The 18730-nt window shown below is 71.5% G+C and carries 19 protein-coding genes; 10 read left to right on the plus strand and 9 right to left on the minus strand.

Translation table 11 applies throughout. From position 1 onward, the window contains the following. Positions 1 to 472: 472 nt before the first annotated feature. From AB0J42_RS00005 to AB0J42_RS00015, 3 genes are all read right to left on the minus strand, one after another. Positions 473 to 826, minus strand: a complete 354-nt coding sequence (locus AB0J42_RS00005) for an MmcQ/YjbR family DNA-binding protein (RefSeq protein WP_364286346.1) — start codon at positions 824 to 826, stop codon at positions 473 to 475. A 4-nt stretch (positions 827 to 830) separates the two neighbouring features. Then, on the minus strand, positions 831 to 2135 hold the full coding sequence (locus AB0J42_RS00010) for a site-2 protease family protein (RefSeq protein WP_364286349.1): 1305 nt from the start codon (positions 2133 to 2135) through the stop codon (positions 831 to 833). Positions 2136 to 2233: 98 nt separating this feature from the next. Then, entirely contained in the window at positions 2234 to 3349 is a 1116-nt protein-coding gene (locus AB0J42_RS00015; RefSeq protein WP_364286352.1) for a PP2C family protein-serine/threonine phosphatase, read from the minus strand. A gap of 118 nt (positions 3350 to 3467) precedes the next feature. Here AB0J42_RS00015 and AB0J42_RS00020 point away from each other — a divergent pair, with 118 nt between their 5' ends. Both AB0J42_RS00020 and AB0J42_RS00025 read left to right on the plus strand, forming a co-directional pair. Next, entirely contained in the window at positions 3468 to 4697 is a 1230-nt protein-coding gene (locus AB0J42_RS00020) for a GNAT family N-acetyltransferase (RefSeq protein WP_364286354.1), read from the plus strand. 14 nt (positions 4698 to 4711) lie between these two features. Beyond that, entirely contained in the window at positions 4712 to 4858 is a 147-nt protein-coding gene (locus AB0J42_RS00025; RefSeq protein ID WP_364286357.1) for a hypothetical protein, read from the plus strand. On the opposite strand, the gene AB0J42_RS00030 is transcribed toward AB0J42_RS00025, so the two are convergent. Beyond that, positions 4855 to 5325, minus strand: coding sequence for a ribose-5-phosphate isomerase (locus AB0J42_RS00030; protein WP_364286360.1), 471 nt, complete (start codon positions 5323 to 5325; stop codon positions 4855 to 4857). The two genes, AB0J42_RS00025 and AB0J42_RS00030, sit on opposite strands and share 4 nt — an antisense overlap. Positions 5326 to 5428: 103 nt before the next feature. On the opposite strand from AB0J42_RS00030, the gene def reads away from it, so the two are divergent. Both def and AB0J42_RS00040 read left to right on the plus strand, forming a co-directional pair. Then, complete coding sequence (gene def / locus AB0J42_RS00035) at positions 5429 to 5914, plus strand: peptide deformylase (RefSeq protein ID WP_364286363.1); 486 nt, start codon at positions 5429 to 5431, stop codon at positions 5912 to 5914. Between the two features lie 9 nt (positions 5915 to 5923). Next, positions 5924 to 6652 carry an SDR family oxidoreductase gene (locus AB0J42_RS00040; RefSeq protein WP_364286366.1) on the plus strand — a complete coding sequence of 243 codons (729 nt, stop codon included), beginning with the start codon at positions 5924 to 5926 and terminating at the stop codon, positions 6650 to 6652. A gap of 9 nt (positions 6653 to 6661) precedes the next feature. Here AB0J42_RS00040 and AB0J42_RS00045 read toward each other — a convergent pair whose 3' ends face one another. Further along, positions 6662 to 8065: an aldehyde dehydrogenase family protein gene (locus AB0J42_RS00045; RefSeq protein WP_364286369.1), complete on the minus strand. Its 1404-nt coding sequence runs from the start codon at positions 8063 to 8065 to the stop codon at positions 6662 to 6664. A 106-nt stretch (positions 8066 to 8171) separates the two neighbouring features. Further along, a complete protein-coding gene (locus AB0J42_RS00050) occupies positions 8172 to 8792 on the minus strand; it encodes a disulfide bond formation protein DsbA (RefSeq protein WP_364286372.1) in 621 nt (206 codons plus the stop codon). An 80-nt stretch (positions 8793 to 8872) separates the two neighbouring features. On the opposite strand from AB0J42_RS00050, the gene pepN reads away from it, so the two are divergent. The 3 genes from pepN to AB0J42_RS00065 all read left to right on the plus strand — a co-directional run bounded on the left by pepN (position 8873) and on the right by AB0J42_RS00065 (position 13745). Then, a complete protein-coding gene (gene pepN / locus AB0J42_RS00055; protein WP_364286375.1) occupies positions 8873 to 11401 on the plus strand; it encodes an aminopeptidase N in 2529 nt (842 codons plus the stop codon). Between the two features lie 120 nt (positions 11402 to 11521). Then, positions 11522 to 12820 carry a protein kinase gene (locus AB0J42_RS00060; protein WP_364286378.1) on the plus strand — a complete coding sequence of 433 codons (1299 nt, stop codon included), beginning with the start codon at positions 11522 to 11524 and terminating at the stop codon, positions 12818 to 12820. Positions 12821 to 12878: 58 nt separating this feature from the next. Further along, positions 12879 to 13745 carry a hypothetical protein gene (locus AB0J42_RS00065; protein WP_364286381.1) on the plus strand — a complete coding sequence of 289 codons (867 nt, stop codon included), beginning with the start codon at positions 12879 to 12881 and terminating at the stop codon, positions 13743 to 13745. Here the strand turns inward: AB0J42_RS00065 and rarD are convergent. Beyond that, positions 13639 to 14601, minus strand: coding sequence for an EamA family transporter RarD (rarD, locus tag AB0J42_RS00070; protein ID WP_364286384.1), 963 nt, complete (start codon positions 14599 to 14601; stop codon positions 13639 to 13641). The genes AB0J42_RS00065 and rarD overlap by 107 nt on opposite strands. A gap of 174 nt (positions 14602 to 14775) precedes the next feature. Between rarD and AB0J42_RS00075 the strand changes: the two genes are divergently transcribed. Further along, positions 14776 to 15723 (plus strand): hypothetical protein, encoded by a 948-nt coding sequence (locus tag AB0J42_RS00075; RefSeq protein ID WP_364286387.1) that lies wholly within the window; start codon positions 14776 to 14778, stop codon positions 15721 to 15723. Here the strand turns inward: AB0J42_RS00075 and AB0J42_RS00080 are convergent. Continuing rightward, on the minus strand, positions 15713 to 16075 hold the full coding sequence (locus AB0J42_RS00080) for a TPM domain-containing protein (RefSeq protein WP_364286390.1): 363 nt from the start codon (positions 16073 to 16075) through the stop codon (positions 15713 to 15715). The two genes, AB0J42_RS00075 and AB0J42_RS00080, sit on opposite strands and share 11 nt — an antisense overlap. A gap of 7 nt (positions 16076 to 16082) precedes the next feature. Next, positions 16083 to 16373 carry a hypothetical protein gene (locus AB0J42_RS00085; protein WP_364286393.1) on the minus strand — a complete coding sequence of 97 codons (291 nt, stop codon included), beginning with the start codon at positions 16371 to 16373 and terminating at the stop codon, positions 16083 to 16085. A gap of 259 nt (positions 16374 to 16632) precedes the next feature. On the opposite strand from AB0J42_RS00085, the gene AB0J42_RS00090 reads away from it, so the two are divergent. After that, entirely contained in the window at positions 16633 to 17448 is an 816-nt protein-coding gene (locus tag AB0J42_RS00090; protein ID WP_364286396.1) for a nuclease-related domain-containing protein, read from the plus strand. A gap of 179 nt (positions 17449 to 17627) precedes the next feature. Then, the gene (locus AB0J42_RS00095) at positions 17628 to 18596 is read left to right on the plus strand and encodes a TIGR03885 family FMN-dependent LLM class oxidoreductase (RefSeq protein ID WP_364286399.1); all 969 of its coding nucleotides are present in this window, start codon (positions 17628 to 17630) and stop codon (positions 18594 to 18596) included. The last annotated feature ends 134 nt before the right edge of the window (positions 18597 to 18730 follow it).

An 18730-nucleotide genomic window follows, 5' to 3' on the forward strand; every position in this document is an offset into this window, starting at 1 on the left:
CCGGGGTCGTGCACGGCCCGGGCCGGCCGCCAGCGCTGCAGCTGGGTGGATAACGCTTGGTCCAGGCCGGTGACGCGCAGGGTGTGGAGCAGCAGCAGGGAGCCTGCGTGGGAGACGAGCCCCGAACCGTCCGCGGACGCCTCGATCTTGCGCTGGGACGCGATAGTCTTCACGTGGAAAGTGCCTTCTGATCTGGCGTGGGCAGGACTCTGGACAAGCCCCATCCTCCCAGCTCAGAGGCACTTTTCTCATGTAAACGATCAGCCCGGCTCAAATTCCCCGTGAAAGCCCGAGGCTAGCCCGGCGACCTGGCTCGGAAGAGCCGTTCCCCAAGGACAAGGAGCCGATCAGCCAGCGGTGGGTGATCATTATCGTCGCATCCGTGTTCGGCGGTACCTGGGTCGGCAGCGAGACCGGGGCGCTCGCGACGACGTTCGGGATCGTCTTGGTCCTGCACTCGGTGATGCGGTAGTCAGGGCAGGCGGGCGACGAGGGACTTGGGGGCGATCTGCCGGTAGGCGTCGGTGACCAGTTCGGCGATCTCGTCCCAGTCGACGCCGTCGACGTCGAGGTAGACGCCGAGCCAGCCCCGGTGGCCCACGTACGGCGGGCGGAAGAAGCGCGCCGGGTCCTGCGCGACGAGTTCCTGCTGGGCGCCGGGCGGGGCGGCGCACCAGAAGGCCAGCCGGTCGTCGTGGTGGTGGTCGGCGTACATGACGAACGTCTTCTTGCCGCGGACGAACCAGGTGGGCTCGCCGTGGCTGAGCCGCTCGGTCACCTCGGGCAGGGCCAGGCAGAGGCCGCGCAGTCGTTCCAGCGGGTCCATGACGTCACCCCGTGAGGCGGAGCGGGTTGATCAGGTCGGCGTAGACGAGCAGCCCGGCCATGACGATCATGACGATGGCCAGCGCGTAGGTGAGCGGCAGCACCTTGGCGATGTCGACGTAGGACGGTTCGGGGCGGCGCATGATCCGTGCCCAGCCCCGTTTGATGCCCTCCCAGAGCCCGCCGGCGATGTGGCCGCCGTCGAGCGGCAGCAGCGGGATCAGGTTGAACATGCCGATCGCCAGGTTGAACCCGGCCAGCAGGTTGACGAAGACGTACAGCTTCTGCACGCCGGTCAGGTCGGAGGCGAGGATCTCGCCGCCCATCCGCCCGGCCCCGACGACGCCCACCGGGCCCTCGGGGTCGCGTTCGGCGCCGGAGAACGCGGCCTCCCAGACGCCGACCATCTTCTCCGGCAGGTTGACCAGGGCGACCGCGACGCGGCCGGTGAGGTCGGCCATGTACGGGAAGACCGCGCCGAAGCTCTGCTGCTCCATGACCTCGGTCGGCAGCACGCCGAGGAAGCCGACGTTCTTCTCGATCACGTCGGGTTCGCCGGGCTTGGGCCGGTCCTGCGTGATGAGCGAGACCTCCAGCGTCATGGGCCGGCCGTCGCGGACGATGCCGAGGTCGACGGGGCCGGCGGGCTGGGAGCGGATGATGCGCTGGGCGTCCTCCCACTTCTCGATCTTCTGCCCGCCGAGGGAGACGAGCCTGTCACCGGCCTTGAGCCCGGCCTGGGAGGCGGGTGTGGGCAGGTCGCCGGGGCGGCATTCGTTGCGCTGCTCGCTGATCGGGATCACGCAGGTGTGGGTGTCGGGCGAGACGATCGGCGCGTAGGTGGGCACGCCGATGCCGACCAGCAGCAAGGCGTAGAGGAGGAAGGCCAGCACGAAGTTCATCGCAGGCCCGCCGGACATGACGATGACCTTCTGCCACCACTTCTTGCGGTAGAAGACGCGGTTCTCGTCGCCGGGCCTGACCTCCTCCAGGGCCACCTCCCTGGCCTGTTCGATCAGGGCCTGGAACGGGCCGGTGGAGGTGCGGCGGACTTTGCCCGGGTCGTCGCCGGGCTTGGGCGGCAGCATGCCGATCATGCGGACGTATCCGCCCAGCGGCAGCCATTTGACGCCGTACTCGGTCTCGCCGCGGCGCCGCGACCACAGGGTGGGCCCGAACCCGACCATGTACTGGGTCACCTTGACGCCGAAGAGCTTGGCGGGCAGGAGGTGGCCGATCTCGTGCAACCCGATGGACGCCATCAGCCCGATGAAGAAGATGGCGATCCCCAGGAGGAAGAGCCAGTCCATAAACGCGTGCTCCAGGCCGGATCGATTGAACGTCCCAAGACTAGTCGAACTCGAACGACGCGGCGGCTTACGCGACTTTTGCGGTATACGGCGGACGCCTACGGGCGCCAGATGAGGACGAGCGCGCAGTCGTCGTTGTGGCCCGAGGCCATCGCGTTGACCAGGGCCCGCGCCCCGTCGCGGAACCCGGAGGGCAGCAGCCGCTCGGCCTCGCCGAGCAGCCGGTCGAGCCCGGCGTCGATGTCGCGCCCGGGCTGCTCGATCAGCCCGTCGGTGTAGAGCAGCAGGGCGTCGCCCTTGTGGAGGGTGCCGGTCTCGGGCTCGCAGTGGAGGTCGGGGACGACGCCGAGGACCACGCCCTTGGCGGCGGCGACCTCCCAGTTGCCGGTGCCGGCGTCGAACTTCACCACCGGCGGATGGCCGGCGGAGGTGATGGTGTAGTCGCCGGTGGCCAGGTCGAGCCGGACGTGCACGGCGGTGACGAACCCCTCATCGCCGCGCTGCCGGTGGAGGTAGGCGTTGCAGGCGGGCAGGAAGTCGTCGACCGAGCCGAGCAGCCCGCCGAACGTCCCCGACAGCAGCAGCGCTCTGGTGCCGGCGTCGACGCCCTTGCCGGAGACGTCGACGAGCGCGATGTCGACCCGGTCGCCGTCGCGCATGGACACCATGAAGTCGCCGCCGAAGGAGGAGCCCCCGGCCTGTTTGAGCACGACCTTGCCGCCCCAGTCCTTGGGCAGCGGCGGCAGTTCGCCCTGGCCTCTCAGCCGGTCGCGCAGCTCCAGCAGCATGGCGTCGCCGCGCAGGCCCTGGACGCCGAGCTTGCCGCGGGTGCGGGCCATGAGCAGGGCCAGGACGGTGGTGAACCCGATCGTCACGATGAGGCCCACCCCGATGCTGCCCGCGCCGAGCATGACGGCGAGGTAGCCGAGCGTGAGCGCCACCGCCACCAGCAGCACGACCAGGCTGCGCAGCCGGAGCTGCAGCCCGCCGACGAGGGTGATCAGGATGAACAGCGAGGGCGAGAACCACTCGGTGGACACCTGCGCGCCGAGCAGCCCGACGATGACGGTGAGCACGGTCAGCGTGATCAGCAGGTTGCGGTCTCTGGCCAGCGGCCCGCGCTTGACGAACCGGACGAGCTGCACCAGAAGCGGCACCCGCACAAGGATCGCGCGGAGCCGTGGCGGGATCAGCGGCGCCGGTCGGGTACTCATGATGCGCTCGACTGTAGCGCTCCGGATCCGGTTTGGGCAGCCGACTTGACCAGAGGCTTGATCGTTAAACGCCGATATTCGGTGGCCCGCCGCCACCCCGCGCTCTTACCGTGGACGGATGACGTACCCGATCCGTCCTGTGGACGAGAGCGAGTGGCCGGCGTACGCCGCCGTGCTCGCCGAGGGTTTCAACTGGACACCGCATCCGAAGCAGGAGGAGCGGTGGAAGGCGCAGACGGAGTTCGACCGTACGCTCGCCGCCTTCGACGGCGAGACGCTGGTGGGCTCCACCGCGGCGTACAGCCTGACCATGACCGTGCCCGGCGGGCGGCTTCCGGTGGCGGGGGTGACGGCCGTCGCCGTGCTTCCGTCGCACCGCCGCCGGGGCGTGCTGTCGTCGCTGATGCGCCGGCAGCTCGCCGACGTGCGGGAACGCGGCGAGTGCGTGGCCGCCCTGTACGCGTCGGAGGTGCCGATCTACGGCCGGTTCGGATACGGCCGCGCGGCGGGCCTGATGTCGTTCACGATCTCCAGGCACGGCGGGGCGTTCGTCCGCGGGGCCCCGGCGGATCCGTCGCTGCGGCTGCGGGTGGTCAAGCCGGCGGAGGAGCGCGACGCGTACGAGAGCGTGTTCGCCGCCGTCGCGGGATCGCGGCCGGGCCTGTACGACCGGACGCCGGCGTTCTGGGACGAGGTCCTGGCCGACGAGGAGTTCGACCAGGGCGGCATGGGCGTGCTGCGGTCGCTGCTGGCCGAGGACGACGGCGGGGTGCGCGGCTACGCGCTGTTCCGGGTCAAGGGCGGCTGGGACGAGAACGGGGTGCCCGACGGCGAGGTGCGGCTGCAGGAGCTGTTCGCCGCCGATCCGGCCGCGTACGCGCTGCTGTGGCGCGGGGTGCTCGACCGCGACCTGGTGACGAGGGTGGTGGCCCGCGCCAGGCCGGTGGACGACCCGCTGTTCTCGCTGATCGCCGACACCCGGCAGCTCCGCGCCGCCTGGTCCGACGAGCTGTGGGTGCGGCTGGTGGAGGTCGACAGGGCGCTGGAGTCGCGCGCCTACGCGGCGCCGGTGGACCTGGTGCTGGAGGTCGCCGACGAGGTGTGCCCGTGGAACGCGGGCCGCTGGCGGCTGCGCGCCGACACCGCGGGGGCCGAGTGCAAGCAGGTGGACGAGGAGCCGGACGTCACGCTGGACGTGGCCGCGCTGGGCTCGGCCTATCTCGGCGACGGGGCGCTGGGCACGCTGCACGCGGCCGGCATGGTAGGCGAGCGCACGCCGGGCGCGGTGCGGGCGCTGGCCACGGCTCTGGCGTGGCAGCCGAAGCCGTGGGCCGGTCTCGTCTTCTGACGTACAGTCGTCGCATGGCCCTGCAGAGCTTGCAGATCACCGCGGTCACCGCGATGCGCGCGCGTGACGTGTCGCGCCCGTCCAAGGAGCAGCAGGAGGCCGCCGACCGGCGGCCCCTGCGCGACGAGATGCCCAGACGGGAGGGCAGGCGGCGTAATTAGCCCGGGAGTGAGGGCAGCTGCCCTATGGTCTCGTAGGCCTCGACCTGGGCGATGCGCCGGCTGTGGCGCTCGCTGCCGGAGAACGCGGTGGTCAGGAAGACCTCGACGAACCGCGTCGCCTCCTCGATGGAGTGCATGCGCGCGCCGACCGAGATGATGTTGGCGTTGTTGTGCTCGCGGGCGAGCGCGGCGGTCTCCTCGCTCCAGACCAGCGCGGCGCGGATGCCGCGCACCTTGTTGGCGGCTATCTGCTCGCCGTTGCCCGACCCGCCGATGACCACGCCCAGGCTGCCGGGGTCGCCCGCGACGCCTTCGGCGGCGCGCAGGCAGAAGACGGGATAGTCGTCCTCCGCGTCGTAGACGAAGGGGCCGCAGTCGGTCACCTCGTGACCGTGGTCCTTCAACCACGACGCCAGGTGGTTCTTCAGCTCATAGCCGGCATGGTCGGCACCGATGTAGACACGCACGCGTCCAGTCTTCCACAGCGTGGCCGAGGCGGCTCCGGCCCCTTCCCGGATCGCTAGAGTAAGCGACGCCAACCGCTGCCGGTCCTTACTTGGAGGAGCTCTCATGCGCGAGATCCGCGTGCTCGGCGATCCTGTCCTGCGCACCCCCGCCGAGCCCGTCGAGAGCTTCGACCGCGAGCTGCGGCGGCTGATCGACGAGATGTTCGAGGCGATGTACGCGGTCGGCGGGGTCGGCCTGGCCGGGCCGCAGATCGGGGTTTCGCGGCGGCTGTTCGTCTACGACATCAGCGGGCGCAAGGGCCACGTGATCAACCCGGTGCTGACGGTGGACGACCCGGCGGAGGTCGTCGAGGAGGAGGGCTGCCTGTCCGTGCCCGACCGCCGCACGGGCAGTCCCGCCTACGCGCCGCTGGCCCGCGCGGCGGGAGTGACCGTGGCGGGCGTGGATCGGCTGGAGCGTCCCGTACGGATCAGCGCGCGCGGCTCGCTGGCCCGCTGCTTCCAGCACGAGACCGACCACCTCGACGGCCGGCTGTTCGTGGACCGGCTGCCGAAGAACGACGCGCGGGAGATCATGCTGCGCACCTAGGGTGAGCGCATGACTGTGCTCACCGGGAAGGGTGCGCTGGTGACCGGGGGTTCGCGCGGCATCGGCAGGGCCGTGGTGGAGCGGCTGGCGGCCGACGGGGCCGCGGTGGTCTTCGGCTACCGGCGGGACGAGCGGGCCGCCGCGCAGGTCGCCGAGGCGACGGGCGCCGTGGCGGTGCGGGCCGACCTGGCGAGCGAACAGGACGTCCGCCGGTTGCTCGCCACCGCGGAGGAGCGGCTGCCCGGCGTCGACATCCTGGTCAACAACGCGGCCGAGACCGGGCAGGCGCCCATCGCCGACGTGACGCCCGAGCTGTACGAGCGGGTCTTCGCGGTGAACGTCAGGGCGGTCTTCCTGGCCGTCCAGTGGGCGGGGCGGGTGATGCGCGACGGCGGCCGGATCGTCAACGTCTCGACGCTCAACACCCGGATGCCCGCCTCCGCCAGCGCGCTCTACCAGGCCTCGAAGGCGGCGGCGGAGCAGTTCGCCAAGGTGGCGGCGCGGGAGCTGGGCGGGCGCGGCATCACCGCCAACAACGTGCTGCCGGGCGCCACCGACACCGGGATGCTCCGCGCCGCCAACCCGCCGGAGGCGCTGGCCACGGTCCCGTCGTACACCGCGCTCCAGCGCCTGGGCAGGCCGGAGGACGTGGCGGCCGTCGTGGCGTTCCTGGCGGGCCCCGACGGCGGGTGGGTCACCGGCGAGAGCATCCGCGCCACCGGCGGGCTGGTGCTGTGAGCGCGGGCCCTACAGCTGGATGGCCTTGATCTCGAAGAACTCCTCCAGGCCGTGCTCGCCCAGCTCGCGGCCGACGCCGGAGCGCTTGTAGCCGCCGAAGGGGGCCATCGGGTTGAAGTCGCCGCCGTTGACGGAGACCTGGCCGGTGCGGAGCCTGCGCGCCACCGCGACGGCGCGCTCCTCGGTCGCCGCCCAGACCGCGCCCGCCAGCCCGTACGGGGTGCCGTTGGCGATCTCGACGGCCTGGTCCTCGGTCGTGTACGGGATGATCGTCAGCACCGGGCCGAAGATCTCCTCCTGCTCGATCACCATGCCCGGCTCGACCCCGGCGAAGACGGTCGGCTCGACGTAGTAGCCGCGCGGCAGCGGCCGTTCGGTGCCGCCCGCGACCAGCCTGGCGCCCTCCTCCTGGCCCCGGTTGATGTAGCGGACCACCCGGTCGCGCTGCGCCGCCGACACCAGCGGGCCGACCCGGGTCGCCTCGTCGAACGGGTCGCCGACGGTGTACTTGGCGGTCGCGGCCACGGCCAGGCGGACCGCCTCGTCGTACTGGTCGCGGTGGACGATCATGCGGGTCAGCGCCGAGCAGGTCTGCCCGGCGTTGATGAAGCAGTTGGCGACGCCCACCTTGACGGCCGTGCCCAGGTCGGCGTCGGGCAGGATCACGTTGGCGGACTTGCCGCCGAGCTCCAGCGCCACCTTCTTGACGCCGTCGGAGGCCAGCGCGGCCACCCGGCGGCCCGCCACGGTGGAGCCGGTGAAGGAGACCATGTCGACCTCGGGATGGCTCGCCAGCGCCTCGCCGACGACCGGCCCGCGCCCGCTCACCAGGTTGAACACCCCGGCGGGCAGGCCGACCTCGTGGAAGATCTCGGCCAGCGCGTAGGCGGCCAGCGGCGCCACCTCGCTCGGCTTGAGCACGACCGTGCAGCCCGCCGCGAGCGCCGGGGCGACCTTGGCGACGATCTGGTGGAGCGGATAGTTCCACGGCGTGATCGCGCCCACCACGCCGACCGGCTCCTTGACCACCAGCGAGTTGCCCACGCGGCTCTCGCGCGGGTGGGTCTCGGCCAGCTGCGCGTAGGAGGCCAGCACCCCGGCGGGCATCAGCGTCTGCACCTTCAGCGCGAACCGCAGCGGCGAGCCCATGTCGGTGGCGATCGTCCTGGCCACCTCGTCGGCCCGCCGCCTCAGCGACTCGGCGGCGGCGGCCAGGAGCTTGCCCCGCTCGGCGGCCGGCATCGCCGACCACCCGGGGAAGGCGCGCCGGGCGGCGGCCACCGCGGCCTGGACGTCGGCCGGCGTCCCCGCCGGCACCCGGTCGATGACCTCCTCGGTGGCCGGATTGACGACATCGATGGCCTCTCCCGAGGCGGAGGCGGCCCACGCACCGCCGATATAGAGCTGACGCATACTCTCATCCTGGCGTGCTTCCGGTCACAACGCGAGACCGGGAGCCGCCTCAGAGTGAGCTGCGTCAACCGGAAGGACAGCTTCTTCTACCGGCGCGGAGAGAAAATCAGTCGAAGCTCGGCTCGATCGTACGAGAGCGCTTGAGCTCGAAGAACTCGCCGAATTCGGTGACGAGCAGGACGCCGTCCCAGAGCCGGCCGGCCTCCTCGCCGCGCGGGATCGAGGTGATGACGGGGCCGAAGAAGGCGTTCTCGCCGACCCGGATGACCGGCGTGCCGACCTCCTGGCCGACCAGCGTGATGCCCCGCTCGTGGGAGCGGCGCACGGCCTCGTCGTACTCCGTGGAATCCATGGCGGCCACCAGCTCGGGGTCGAGACCGGCGGCGGAGAGCGCGTCGCGGACCGTTTCGTACAGGTCGTCCAGACGCCCGAGCGCGCCCTGGTTGTGGAAGCGGGTGCCGAGCTCGGTGTAGAGCGGGCCGGCGACGTGCTCGCCGTACTTGGCGACGGCGGCGGCCACGACCCGGACCGGGCCGATGGCGCGGGCGATCGCCTCGCGGTACTCCTCGGGGACGTCCTTGCCCTCGTTCAGCACGTTCAGGCTCATGATGTGCCAGCGCGGCTCGATCGGGCGGACCTTCTCGACTTCGAGAAGCCATCGTGATGTCACCCAGGCGTACGGGCAGAAAGGATCGAACCACAGATCCACAGGAGTCTTCTCGCTCATGTGGGCCATAACCTGGGGAGGCTCGAATCCTATTCCGGGATCCGGCGTACCCCGAAGAAGTGGTGGAAAAGGAGCGCAATTTGGCAGGCAACCTGACCCGGGAAGAGGCACGCGAGCGCGCTCGCCTGCTGAATGTCGATTCTTACGCGGTCGCGCTCGACCTGACCCAGGGCGGCGAACGCTTCGAGAGCGTGACCACGGTGCGCTTCTCCTGCGCCAGGCCGGGCGCCGACACGTTCATCGACCTGCACGGCGCGCGCGTGCGCAAGGTGACGCTCAACGGCGCGGACCTCGACGTGTCCGCCTACGACGCCGAGCGGGGCCGCTTCCCGCTCCCCTCGCTCGCCGCCTCCAACGAGCTGGTCGTCGACGCCGAATGCGCCTACATGCGCACCGGCGAGGGCCTGCACCGCTTCGTCGACCCCGTCGACCAGAAGGTCTACCTGCACAGCCAGTTCGAGACCGCCGACGCCCACCGCATGTACGCCTGCTTCGACCAGCCGGACCTCAAGGCCACCTTCGAGCTGGCCGTGCTCGCGCCGGGCGACTGGGAGGTCGTCTCCAACGCGGCGGCCTCCGGCGTGGAGGAGCGGGGCGAGGCGAAACTGTGGACGTTCCCGCCCACGCCGGTGATGTCCACCTACATCACCGCCCTGGTCGCCGGGCCGTACCACAAGGTGACGTCCGAGCACGACGGCATCCCGCTGGGCGTCTACTGCCGGGCCTCGCTGGCCGAGCACCTCGACGCCGACAACATCCTGGAGGTCACCCGCCAGGGGTTCGACTTCTTCCACAAGGTGTTCGGGGTGCGCTACCCGTTCGGCAAGTACGACCAGCTGTTCGTGCCCGAGTTCAACGCGGGCGCGATGGAGAACGCCGGCTGCGTGACGTACCTGGAGGACTACGTCTTCCGGTCCCGGGTCACCGACGCGGTGGTGGAGCGGCGCGCCGAGACGATCCTGCACGAGATGGCCCACATGTGGTTCGGCAACCTCGTCACCATGCGCTGGTGGGACGACCTGTGGCTCAACGAGTCGTTCGCCACCTACATGTCGGTGCTCGCCCAGGCCGAGGCGACCCGGTGGGGCAAGGGCGCGTGGACCACGTTCGCCAACGTCGAGAAGGCCTGGGCCTACCGCCAGGACCAGCTCCCCTCCACCCACCCGATCGCCGCCGACATGCCCGACATGCAGGCGGTCGAGGTCAACTTCGACGGCATCACGTACGCCAAGGGCGCCTCGGTGCTCAAGCAGCTCGTCGCCTACGTCGGGCTCGACAACTTCCTGGCGGGGGTGCGCGACTACTTCGACGAGCACGCCTGGGGCAACACCGAGCTGAAGGACCTGCTCGCCGCGCTGGAGCGGACCTCCGGCCGTGACCTGTCGTCGTGGTCGAAGGAGTGGCTGGAGACCTCCTGGGTCAACACGCTGCGGCCGTCGTTCGAGGTGAGCGACGGGAAGTTCACCCGGTTCGAGGTGCTGCAGGAGGCGCCGGCCGACTACCCGACGCTCCGCTCCCACCGGGTCGCGATCGGCCTCTACTCGCTGGCCGGCGGGAAGCTGACCCGCACCAAGCGAGTCGAGCTGGACGTGGTGGGCGCCCGCACCACGGTGGCCGAACTGGCCGGCGAGGAGCAGCCCGACCTGGTGCTGATCAACGACGACGATCTCACGTACGCGAAGATCCGGCTGGACGAGCGGTCGCTGCGCACGCTCGTCGACGGCGGGATCGCGGCGTTCACCGAGTCGCTGCCGCGGGCGCTGTGCTGGTCGGCGACCTGGGACATGACCCGCGACGGCGAGATGTCCACCCGCGACTACGTCAAGCTGGTCGTCTCCGGCGTGAGCTCGGTGCGGGACCTGACCGTGCTCCAGACCATCCTGCGGCAGGCGCGCCAGGCCGTGCAGCAGTACGCCGACCCGGCCTGGCAGGCGGAGGGGCTGGCGCTGCTGGCCCGCGAGCTGCGCACGCGGCTGGCGGAGGCCGAGCCGGGCTCCGACCAGCAGCTCGCCTACCTCCAGGCGTTCGCGCCCGTCGCGATCACCGGCGAGGACCTGGCGGTGCTGCGCGCCATCCTCGACGGCACCGACGTGCCCGAGGGGCTGAGCGTGGACGCCGACCTGCGCTGGACCCTCACCGCCGCCCTGGTCAGCGGCGGCGAGCTGGGCGAGGACGACATCGAGGCCGAGCTGCGGCGCGACCCGACGGCCACCGGCGAGCGGTCGGCGGCACTGTGCCGGGCCGCCATCCCGACGCCCGAGGCCAAGGCGGCGGCGTGGGAGCGCATCACCGGCGGCGAACTGCCCAACCATCTGGCCCGCACCACGATCGCCGGATTCCAGGACCCGCACCACCCCGAGCTGCTGGTGCCCTTCCGGGACAAGTACTTCGCCGAGGTGGGGCGGATCTACAAGGAGTGGACGTTCGAGAAGGCGTCCACGTTCGCGGTGGGGTGCTTCCCGTCGCTGCTGATCGAGGAGGAGACGGTCCGGGCGGCCCAGGCGTACCTGGACGAGGAGCAGCCGCCGCAGGCGCTGCGCCGGCTCATCCTGGAGGGCGCCGACGGCGTGAGCCGCGCCCTGCGCAACCGCGCCCGCGACGCCGCCTAGAGGTTCTCCGCGACGGCCCCCTTCGTCCGCTGAAGGGGGCCTCTGGACCGGTCCTGCCTCGGCAAACGACCCGATCATTCTGAGCACGCGCACCACCGCCCCGGTGTTAGCGTGGAGGACGTGCTTGAATCCGGGACTACGCTCAACGACCGCTACCAGCTGACCGAACGGGTCGGCGGCGGCGGCATGGGCGAGGTCTGGCGGGCCACCGACACGGTGCTCGGCCGGACGGTCGCGGTCAAGGTGCTGATGCCCGCGCTGAGCGAGGACACCGCCTTCCAGCGCCGGTTCCAGAACGAGGCCAGGGCCATGGCCACGCTCAGCCACCCGGGCGTCGTCGACGTCTACGACTACGGCCGCTGCGAGGTCGGCGGGCGCCGGGTGACGTTCCTGGTGATGGAGTTCGTCGAGGGCGAGTCGCTCGACAAGCGGCTGCGCCGGGCCGCGCTCACGCCCGAGGCCACCATGCGGCTGATCGCCGAGGTGGCCGACGCGCTGGCCGCCGCCCACGCCCAGGGCATCGTCCACCGCGACGTCAAGCCCGCCAACCTCATCGTGCGGGCCAGCGGCTCGGTGGCGCTGACCGACTTCGGCATCGCCCACTCGGCGTCGGCCGGCCAGCTCACCGCCACCGGGTCGATGCTCTGCTCGGCGGGCTACTGCGCGCCCGAGATGGCCACCTCCAGCGAGGTCACCCCGGCGGTCGACGTCTACGCGCTCGGCGTGGTGGCCTACGAATGCCTGACCGGCCGCCTGCCCTTCCAGGGCGAGACCCCTGTCCAGATCATCTACAAGCACCTGCACGCGCCCGTCCCGCCGCTGCCGCCCGAGGTTCCGCGCGGGCCGCGCGAGGTCGTCGCCAAGGCGCTGGAGAAGGCGCCCGACCGGCGTTTCGCCTCGGCCGAGGAGATGGCGCGGGCCGCCCGCGCCGCCGCGGACTCCCCCGGCTCCGGGCAGGCGCCGCGCCGCCGCCGCGCGCTCTCGGCCGCGCTCGCGATGACGGTCGCGGTGCTGGTCACCGTGGGAGTGGCCGCCGCCGTGTGGATGCGGCCCGCGCAGACCGCGCAGCACGTGCCGGTGCCCCCGCCCGAGACCTCGTCGGAGCCGCGCGTCTCCGTCTCCGAGACCGTACGGCCGACGCACGCGAGCGAGCGGCCCCGCGCGCCCGAGCCGACGCCGACCCCCACCGTGACCGGCTCCAGCACGCCCACCCCGTCCGTCACCCCGACGGTGACCAACCCTCCGAGCACCCCGCCGACGACCACGCCGCCCACCACCCCGACCACCGAGCCGGAGCCGGACCCGACCGAGGAGCCGTCGGACGAGCCCTCCGAGCCCGACCCGCACGAGCCGACCCAGGAGCCCACCGGCACCAAGCCGACCCCGGAGCTCCAGTGCGTCACCTCCCCCTGCAACTGACGCACCGTCCGGCCATGATCGGTTATCGTCACAGGTAGCCCACCCCCCGGAGGCCCGGTTGAAACGGACGGACCGGAAGAAGCAGTCGGTCATCGTCGATCCCGTCCTGATCATCGGCACGGTCCTGTCGGTCCTGCTGGCCGTGATCTTCTACGTCCGCGAGGACACCGCGCAGGCCCTCGGCACCGTGGCCGGCCTCCTCGGCGGCGTCATCACCCTCCAGGTCCAGACACTGCTCAAGGAGCGGCGCCGGATCGACCACGAGACCCGGGTCGGCACGATGGTCTCCACCATCGAGAAGATCCCCTGGCTGCCCGACCTCATGGAGCCGATGCTGCGGGCCGCCAAACACGTCGAACGCCAGTACAAGGGCACCCCCGCCGAGGACGCCTGCCGCGACGCCTTCGAGGAGTGCCTGCGCACCCTCGCCGACCTGGAGCGCGGCCACTTCCGCACCCCCTACGGCGACAACGGCGTGTTCCTGCGGCTCATCCGGCAGGCCCGGAGGCAGATCTGCGTCACCAGCGTGCCCTCCGTCGACCTGGACTGGTGGCGGGAGCCGATCGGCCGCGAATACTGGCGGGCGCAGGTCGACGCGCTGGCGCGGGGCGTGGTGATCAGGCGGGTCTTCATCTACCGGGAGTGGACCCCCGACCTCGACGCGCTCGCCCGCGAGCAGGCCGACGCGGGCGTGAAGGTACGGCGCATCCACGCCGACCGGCTCTCACCCGCGCTGCGGGTCATCAGCGGCCTGTGGGACGACAGCTGCGGCCACGAGCTGAGCTACACGGCGGGCGGCGAGGCGGTGTACGACACGTTCACCGTGTCCCCTCCGGATATCGAACGTCTGATGCGGCAGTTCGAGATGATCGAGCGGATAGCGGTGGGGCTGGACGATCCGCTCTCTCCCGATCCCGTCGCCTGAGTCCGTCTGCCCCCAGCACCGCGAGCGCCGCCCACAGCACTCCGAACGCCAGCCACCGGGTCAGCGGCATCGGCTCCCGGAACACCAGCAGCCCGATGAGGAACTGCACGATCGGCTCGATGTACTGCAGCATGCCGGTCAGGCTCAGCGGGATCTTCGGGGCGGCGGCGCTGAACAGCAGCATCGGCACGATCATCACGAACCCCGCCCCGATGCCGAGCAGCGTGTTCGCGACGGACACGTGCCCGAACGTCGCCTGCCCGCTCACTTGCAGCACCACCGTGTACACCAGCGCGAACGGGAACAGCACGGCGGTCTCCACCATCAGCCCCTCCACGGCGCCGACGCCCACCCGCTTCTTGATCAGCCCGTACGTGCCGAACGTGACGGCCAGGCCGAGCGCTATCCACGGCGGCCCGCCGTACTCGGCGGTGAGCACCACCACGCTGAGGGCCGCCAGGCCGATGGCCGTCCACTGCGAGGCGCGCAGCCGCTCCCTGAACACCACCACCCCGAACGCGATGCTGACCAGAGGGGTGATGAAGTAGCCCAGCGAGGCGTCGACCACGTGCCCGTTCATCGTCGCCCAGATGAACATCGCCCAGTTGACCGTGGTCAGCACGCTGGCGGCGGTGAGCAGGGCCAGGTGGCGCGGCCGGCGCAGGATGGCCACCACCTGACGGCGCCGGCCGAGCGCCAGCACCAGCAGGCCGATCGCCACCGGCGACCAGAGCACCCGCAGCGCCAGGATCTCCACCGGCCCGGTCGGCTCCACCAGCGGCCAATAGAGAGCCGAAAGCCCCCAGAGCACGTACGCCGCGACGCCCAGCAGGACCCCACGACGCGCAACAGACATCGCCCCACCCTAACCCGCCCCGCCTCCCGACCCGGACCGGCCCCTACCAGCGAGAACAGCCGCCCCACCAGTCAACGGAGGTCTCCGGCCAACCGGCCAGGCGGGCGGCTGCCTCCTACGAGCAGGGAGACCGCGTGATGTCCCGGTGCGGGCTGGTCTGAGTAGGGTGATCAGGTGGAGACGACACGTGATCTGTTCGTGGCGCTGGCCCGGCGCTACGCGTTCGCCGACCTCGGGGCGCTGACGCCCGACCCCCGGATCGCGGAGGCCTGTGAGTTCGGGCAGCGGCTGCTGTCGCTGGACGCCGAGGACTTCGCCGTCGACACCAAGGCGGTGCCCGCCGGGCTCAGGCGGCAGGCGCGGGCCTGTCACATGCCGCAGACCCCGCGCGAGCAGCCGCGCGGGGCGCTGGAGTCGCTGCGCCCGCCGTTCGGTCTGTTGCTGGAGGTGATCGCGATCCGCTGGCATCGGCGTGAGCTGAGCCCGATGATCGCCGCCGTGCACATCGCCTCCGAGTATCTGCCGCTGCTGGCGTTCGAGCCGCATCTGGGTCACGCGGGCGATCCGGCGCGCTGGCCGGAGGGCCTGAGCGCGGTCGGCAGCCGGTTCGGGGTGATCGGCGACCGCGAGTGCGACCACACCAAGTCGGAGCAGTCGGCCACCAACCGGACGCTGCGGGTGGCGGCCGAGCCCGCGGAGGGCTGGCGCGCGTACTTCGACCGGCAGCACAGTCAGGTGGCGGGTGCGCTCGCGGTGTGCGTGTCCACCTGCCGCAACCCGTGCACGGCCATGGATTGGATCGCTCCGGAGGAGCGCGCCGACCTTCAGGTGCGGGCCCGCACGGCGCTGGCGTTCGCGGAGACTCCGCTGGTACGGCTGAGGCACGCGGCGCCGGTCGGCCACGGTTTCGGCGTGCCGTCGGCTGAGGAGGTGCTCGACGCGTGGGAGCGCAGCCGGAACACGCTCGGCAAGAGCCCGGTGGGCGCGGCCGCCTCGCGTGACGACGGTTTCCCGCTGCCGGGCCTGCCGTCGTTCTTCGCCGCCGTCGCCGCCGCGCCCATCGAGCCGTCCACTCTGCTCAAGGGCGTGAGCGAGCACGTGTCGGCGCTGATCACCGCCTAGCGGCGGTCTGCGCGGCCAGGGCGGCGATCCCGTACAGGAGGCCGCCCGCGAGGTCTCCGGCGCCGAACGCGGTGGCCATCGAGATGGCCGTCGACCGGCAGGAGGCGTCGGTGAGCCTGCTCCTGGCCTGCTCGCCGGTCACGATCTCCAGACCGCGACCCCGTACATCGACCATGATCAGGACGGCGTCGTCCGCCTCGTCGCCGAGGGCGGCGTGCAGCCGTTCGGCGAAGTGCCGCCGGCCGCCGACGGGCGGGCCGAGGAAGAGCGCGAAGCGCAGGAAGGTGCGGTGCTCGGCCGCGTGCAGGGCGTGCCGGACGTCGCCGGCCTCGGCGGCGGTGAGGGTTCTCACGGCCCGGTCACCATCCCGCCGACGCGCCGCCGACCCACCTGCCGGGTTCGGCGGTCTCGGCCGCGGCGACCCAGTCGGCCGCGCCGGGCGGCGCCCAGTGGAGGGGGCGGTCGACCAGCACCATCCCGGTCGCGCGCACGCCGCGGTCGGTGCGGCCGGGCCCGCCGATCCACACCGGCCCGGCCTCGGCCCTGCGCGCGGCCCCGCGTCCTGGGATCAGTACGAGCAGGCTGATCAGCACGAACAGCCCCAGCGACATCCCGATGAGGAAGAGCAGGATCTCCAGCGCGCCGTTCACATCACGAACGTAATCCGGGGCCGCCGCCCCGGCCAGGCACGTGGACGAGAGTCTTCACAGAAGATGGCCAAAACCGCGTCAACATGATCGCGGATCGCCTCGTCGTCGCTAGGATCGGAGTCCGGCGCCCTGCGACCTCTCTAGAGAAGAGCGATATAGATACCCGGAAATCGGGCGAAAGACACAGTGAGCTGGGCCATAAAAGTATGGACAAGGCAGCACTAGGAATGCATCAGAACCGCGGGCTACGGTGATTGGCGTGGACCCTCAGCGTGAAGACGGTCACGACACGTCCCCGATCTGGGTGAGCGACAGATCGGAGAACGAGCAGACCGCCAAGCCCTCGGCGCCCACCACCACCTACGCGCCGGTCGAGCGCGCCTCCCTGCGCGTGCTGCTGGAGCAACCCCGCTTCCGCCGCATCCGCAACCGCGCCCTGCTGGCTCTCGCCGTCGCCGTCGCCGCGGGCCTGCTGTTCATGGACTGGCGGATCGGCGTGACCGCGGGTGTGCTCGCCGCCATCGGCGAGGCCGTCTACCGCGCCCGTTCCAAGTCCTCGGTGCCGGCCTGGCGCCGGTCCTCGGTGGCCGAGCGGCGCACCGAGGCGCAGCTGCGCCAGTTGGAGCGCCGCGGCTACCGCACCCTCCACGCCCGCGCCATCCCGGGCACGGAGGCGCAGATCGACCACCTGGTCGTCGGGCCGACGGGGGTGTACGCGGTCGACTCGGAGAAGTGGGACAAGCGGCTTCCGGTGCGCGTCCAGATGGGCAAGAAGCTTTTCCACGGCCCCTTCGACAAGAAGGAGCGGCTCACCGAGGCCATGGGTGAGGCGAGCCGGGCCAGCGAGCTGATCAGCGAGGCCTACGGACACCAGGTGTCGGTGGTGCCGTCGCTGGCCATCTACGGCCCGCCGGTGCCCTGGAAGATCATGACGATCAAGGGTGTGGACGTCTACGAGGGCGGCCGGGCCCGGCGGTGGATCACCAAGCGCGAGCGCGCGCTCACCGACGTGGAGATCGACAAGATCTTCGAGATCGCCGCCCAGGTCCTCCCCCCGCGCTACGGCGAGGACTGACCAGGCCGAAGCTCCCTCTCCTCGCGCTCCGCGGCGGCTTCTCCTGCGCGCCTGTACGTGTCGGCAGCAGTCCTCCGGTACGTGACGGACACGGCTAATCGTGCCCCGGCGGGGAAGCGGGATCCGGATGACGGGGCCGTGCGGCCCCGGTTGCCGGATCCGGAGAAGGAGCGTCCCCCATGGCCAGAATCGGTTTCCACGCCTCGCACGAGCAGCTTCCGCCGAGCGCCCTGCTGGAGGCGGCGCGCCGGGCCGAGGAGGCGGGTTTCGCCGACGCGATGTGCTCCGACCACTTCGCGCCCTGGAGTCACGCCCAGGGCCACTCCGGGTACGCCTGGACCTGGCTGGGAGCGGCGCTCGCCCGTACAGGACTGCCGTTAGGGGTCGTCACCGCGCCCGGCCAGCGCTACCACCCGGCGGTGGCCGCGCAGAAGGCCGCCACGCTCTGCGAGATGTTCCCCGGCCGGTTCTGGATGGCGCTGGGCAGCGGCCAGGCGCTGAACGAGCACATCACCGGTGACAGGTGGCCCGCCAAGGCGGAGCGCAAAGCGCGGCTGAGGGAGTGCGTCGATGTCATGCGGGCGCTGTTCGCCGGGGAGTGCGTCTCGCACCGCGGGCTCGTCACTGTGGACCGGGCCCAGTTGTACACCCTTCCGGAGACGCCGCCCCCGCTGATCGGCGCGGCCGTCACGGCCGAGACGGCGCGCTGGGCCGGTTCCTGGGCCGACGGGCTCATCACCGTCAACCAGGACCTGCCGAAGCTGCGCCGGGTGGTCGAGGCCTTCCGCGAGGGAGGCGGCGCGGGCAAGCCGCTCTATCTGCAGGTTCACGTGTCGTGGGCGGAGGACGAGGAGACGGCGCTGCGGGTCGCCCACGAGCAGTGGCGCACCGGGGTGCTCGGCGGCGACGTGGCCTGGAACCTGTCGACGCCGGAGGAGTTCGAGCAGGCCTCCACCAGCGTCAGGCCGGACGACGTGCGGCAGGCCGTGCTGGTCTCCGCCGATCTGGGGCGCCAGGCGGACTGGCTCGCCGAGTACGCGGCCCTGGGCTTCGACGAGCTGTACGTGCACCACGTGGGCCAGGAGCAGCGCGGCTTCATCGACGCCTTCGGCGAGAAGGTGCTGCCCCGGCTGGGCGAATCGTCCTGACGTTTCCCGCCGGTGACCCGGGGCTCCTATGATCTCGGCCAGCCGGGCCGGGGCTGCGACGCCCCGGCTCGCCGCGGTCCGCGTCCCGGCCCCGTATCGGGTTCTGGACAGCTGTCTCAACTACCGGGCGGCGG

Origin of the sequence: Nonomuraea sp. NPDC049649 (assembly GCF_040675175.1) — a bacterium.
Lineage (GTDB): Bacteria > Actinomycetota > Actinomycetes > Streptosporangiales > Streptosporangiaceae > Nonomuraea.

Bases quoted from the DNA above. Each gene is read 5' to 3' on its own strand.
- AB0J42_RS00040 (WP_364286366.1), top strand. From the start codon at position 5,924: ATGACTGTGCTCACCGGGAAGGGTGCGCTGGTGACCGGGGGTTCGCGC.
- AB0J42_RS00005 (WP_364286346.1), bottom strand. From the start codon at position 826: ATGGACCCGCTGGAACGACTGCGCGGCCTCTGCCTGGCCCTGCCCGAG.
- AB0J42_RS00015 (WP_364286352.1), bottom strand. From the start codon at position 3,349: ATGAGTACCCGACCGGCGCCGCTGATCCCGCCACGGCTCCGCGCGATC.
- AB0J42_RS00050 (WP_364286372.1), bottom strand. From the start codon at position 8,792: ATGAGCGAGAAGACTCCTGTGGATCTGTGGTTCGATCCTTTCTGCCCG.
- rarD (WP_364286384.1), bottom strand. From the start codon at position 14,601: ATGTCTGTTGCGCGTCGTGGGGTCCTGCTGGGCGTCGCGGCGTACGTG.
- AB0J42_RS00020 (WP_364286354.1), top strand. From the start codon at position 3,468: ATGACGTACCCGATCCGTCCTGTGGACGAGAGCGAGTGGCCGGCGTAC.
- AB0J42_RS00010 (WP_364286349.1), bottom strand. From the start codon at position 2,135: ATGGACTGGCTCTTCCTCCTGGGGATCGCCATCTTCTTCATCGGGCTG.
- AB0J42_RS00025 (WP_364286357.1), top strand. From the start codon at position 4,712: ATGGCCCTGCAGAGCTTGCAGATCACCGCGGTCACCGCGATGCGCGCG.
- def (WP_364286363.1), top strand. From the start codon at position 5,429: ATGCGCGAGATCCGCGTGCTCGGCGATCCTGTCCTGCGCACCCCCGCC.
- AB0J42_RS00045 (WP_364286369.1), bottom strand. From the start codon at position 8,065: ATGCGTCAGCTCTATATCGGCGGTGCGTGGGCCGCCTCCGCCTCGGGA.
- AB0J42_RS00095 (WP_364286399.1), top strand. From the start codon at position 17,628: ATGGCCAGAATCGGTTTCCACGCCTCGCACGAGCAGCTTCCGCCGAGC.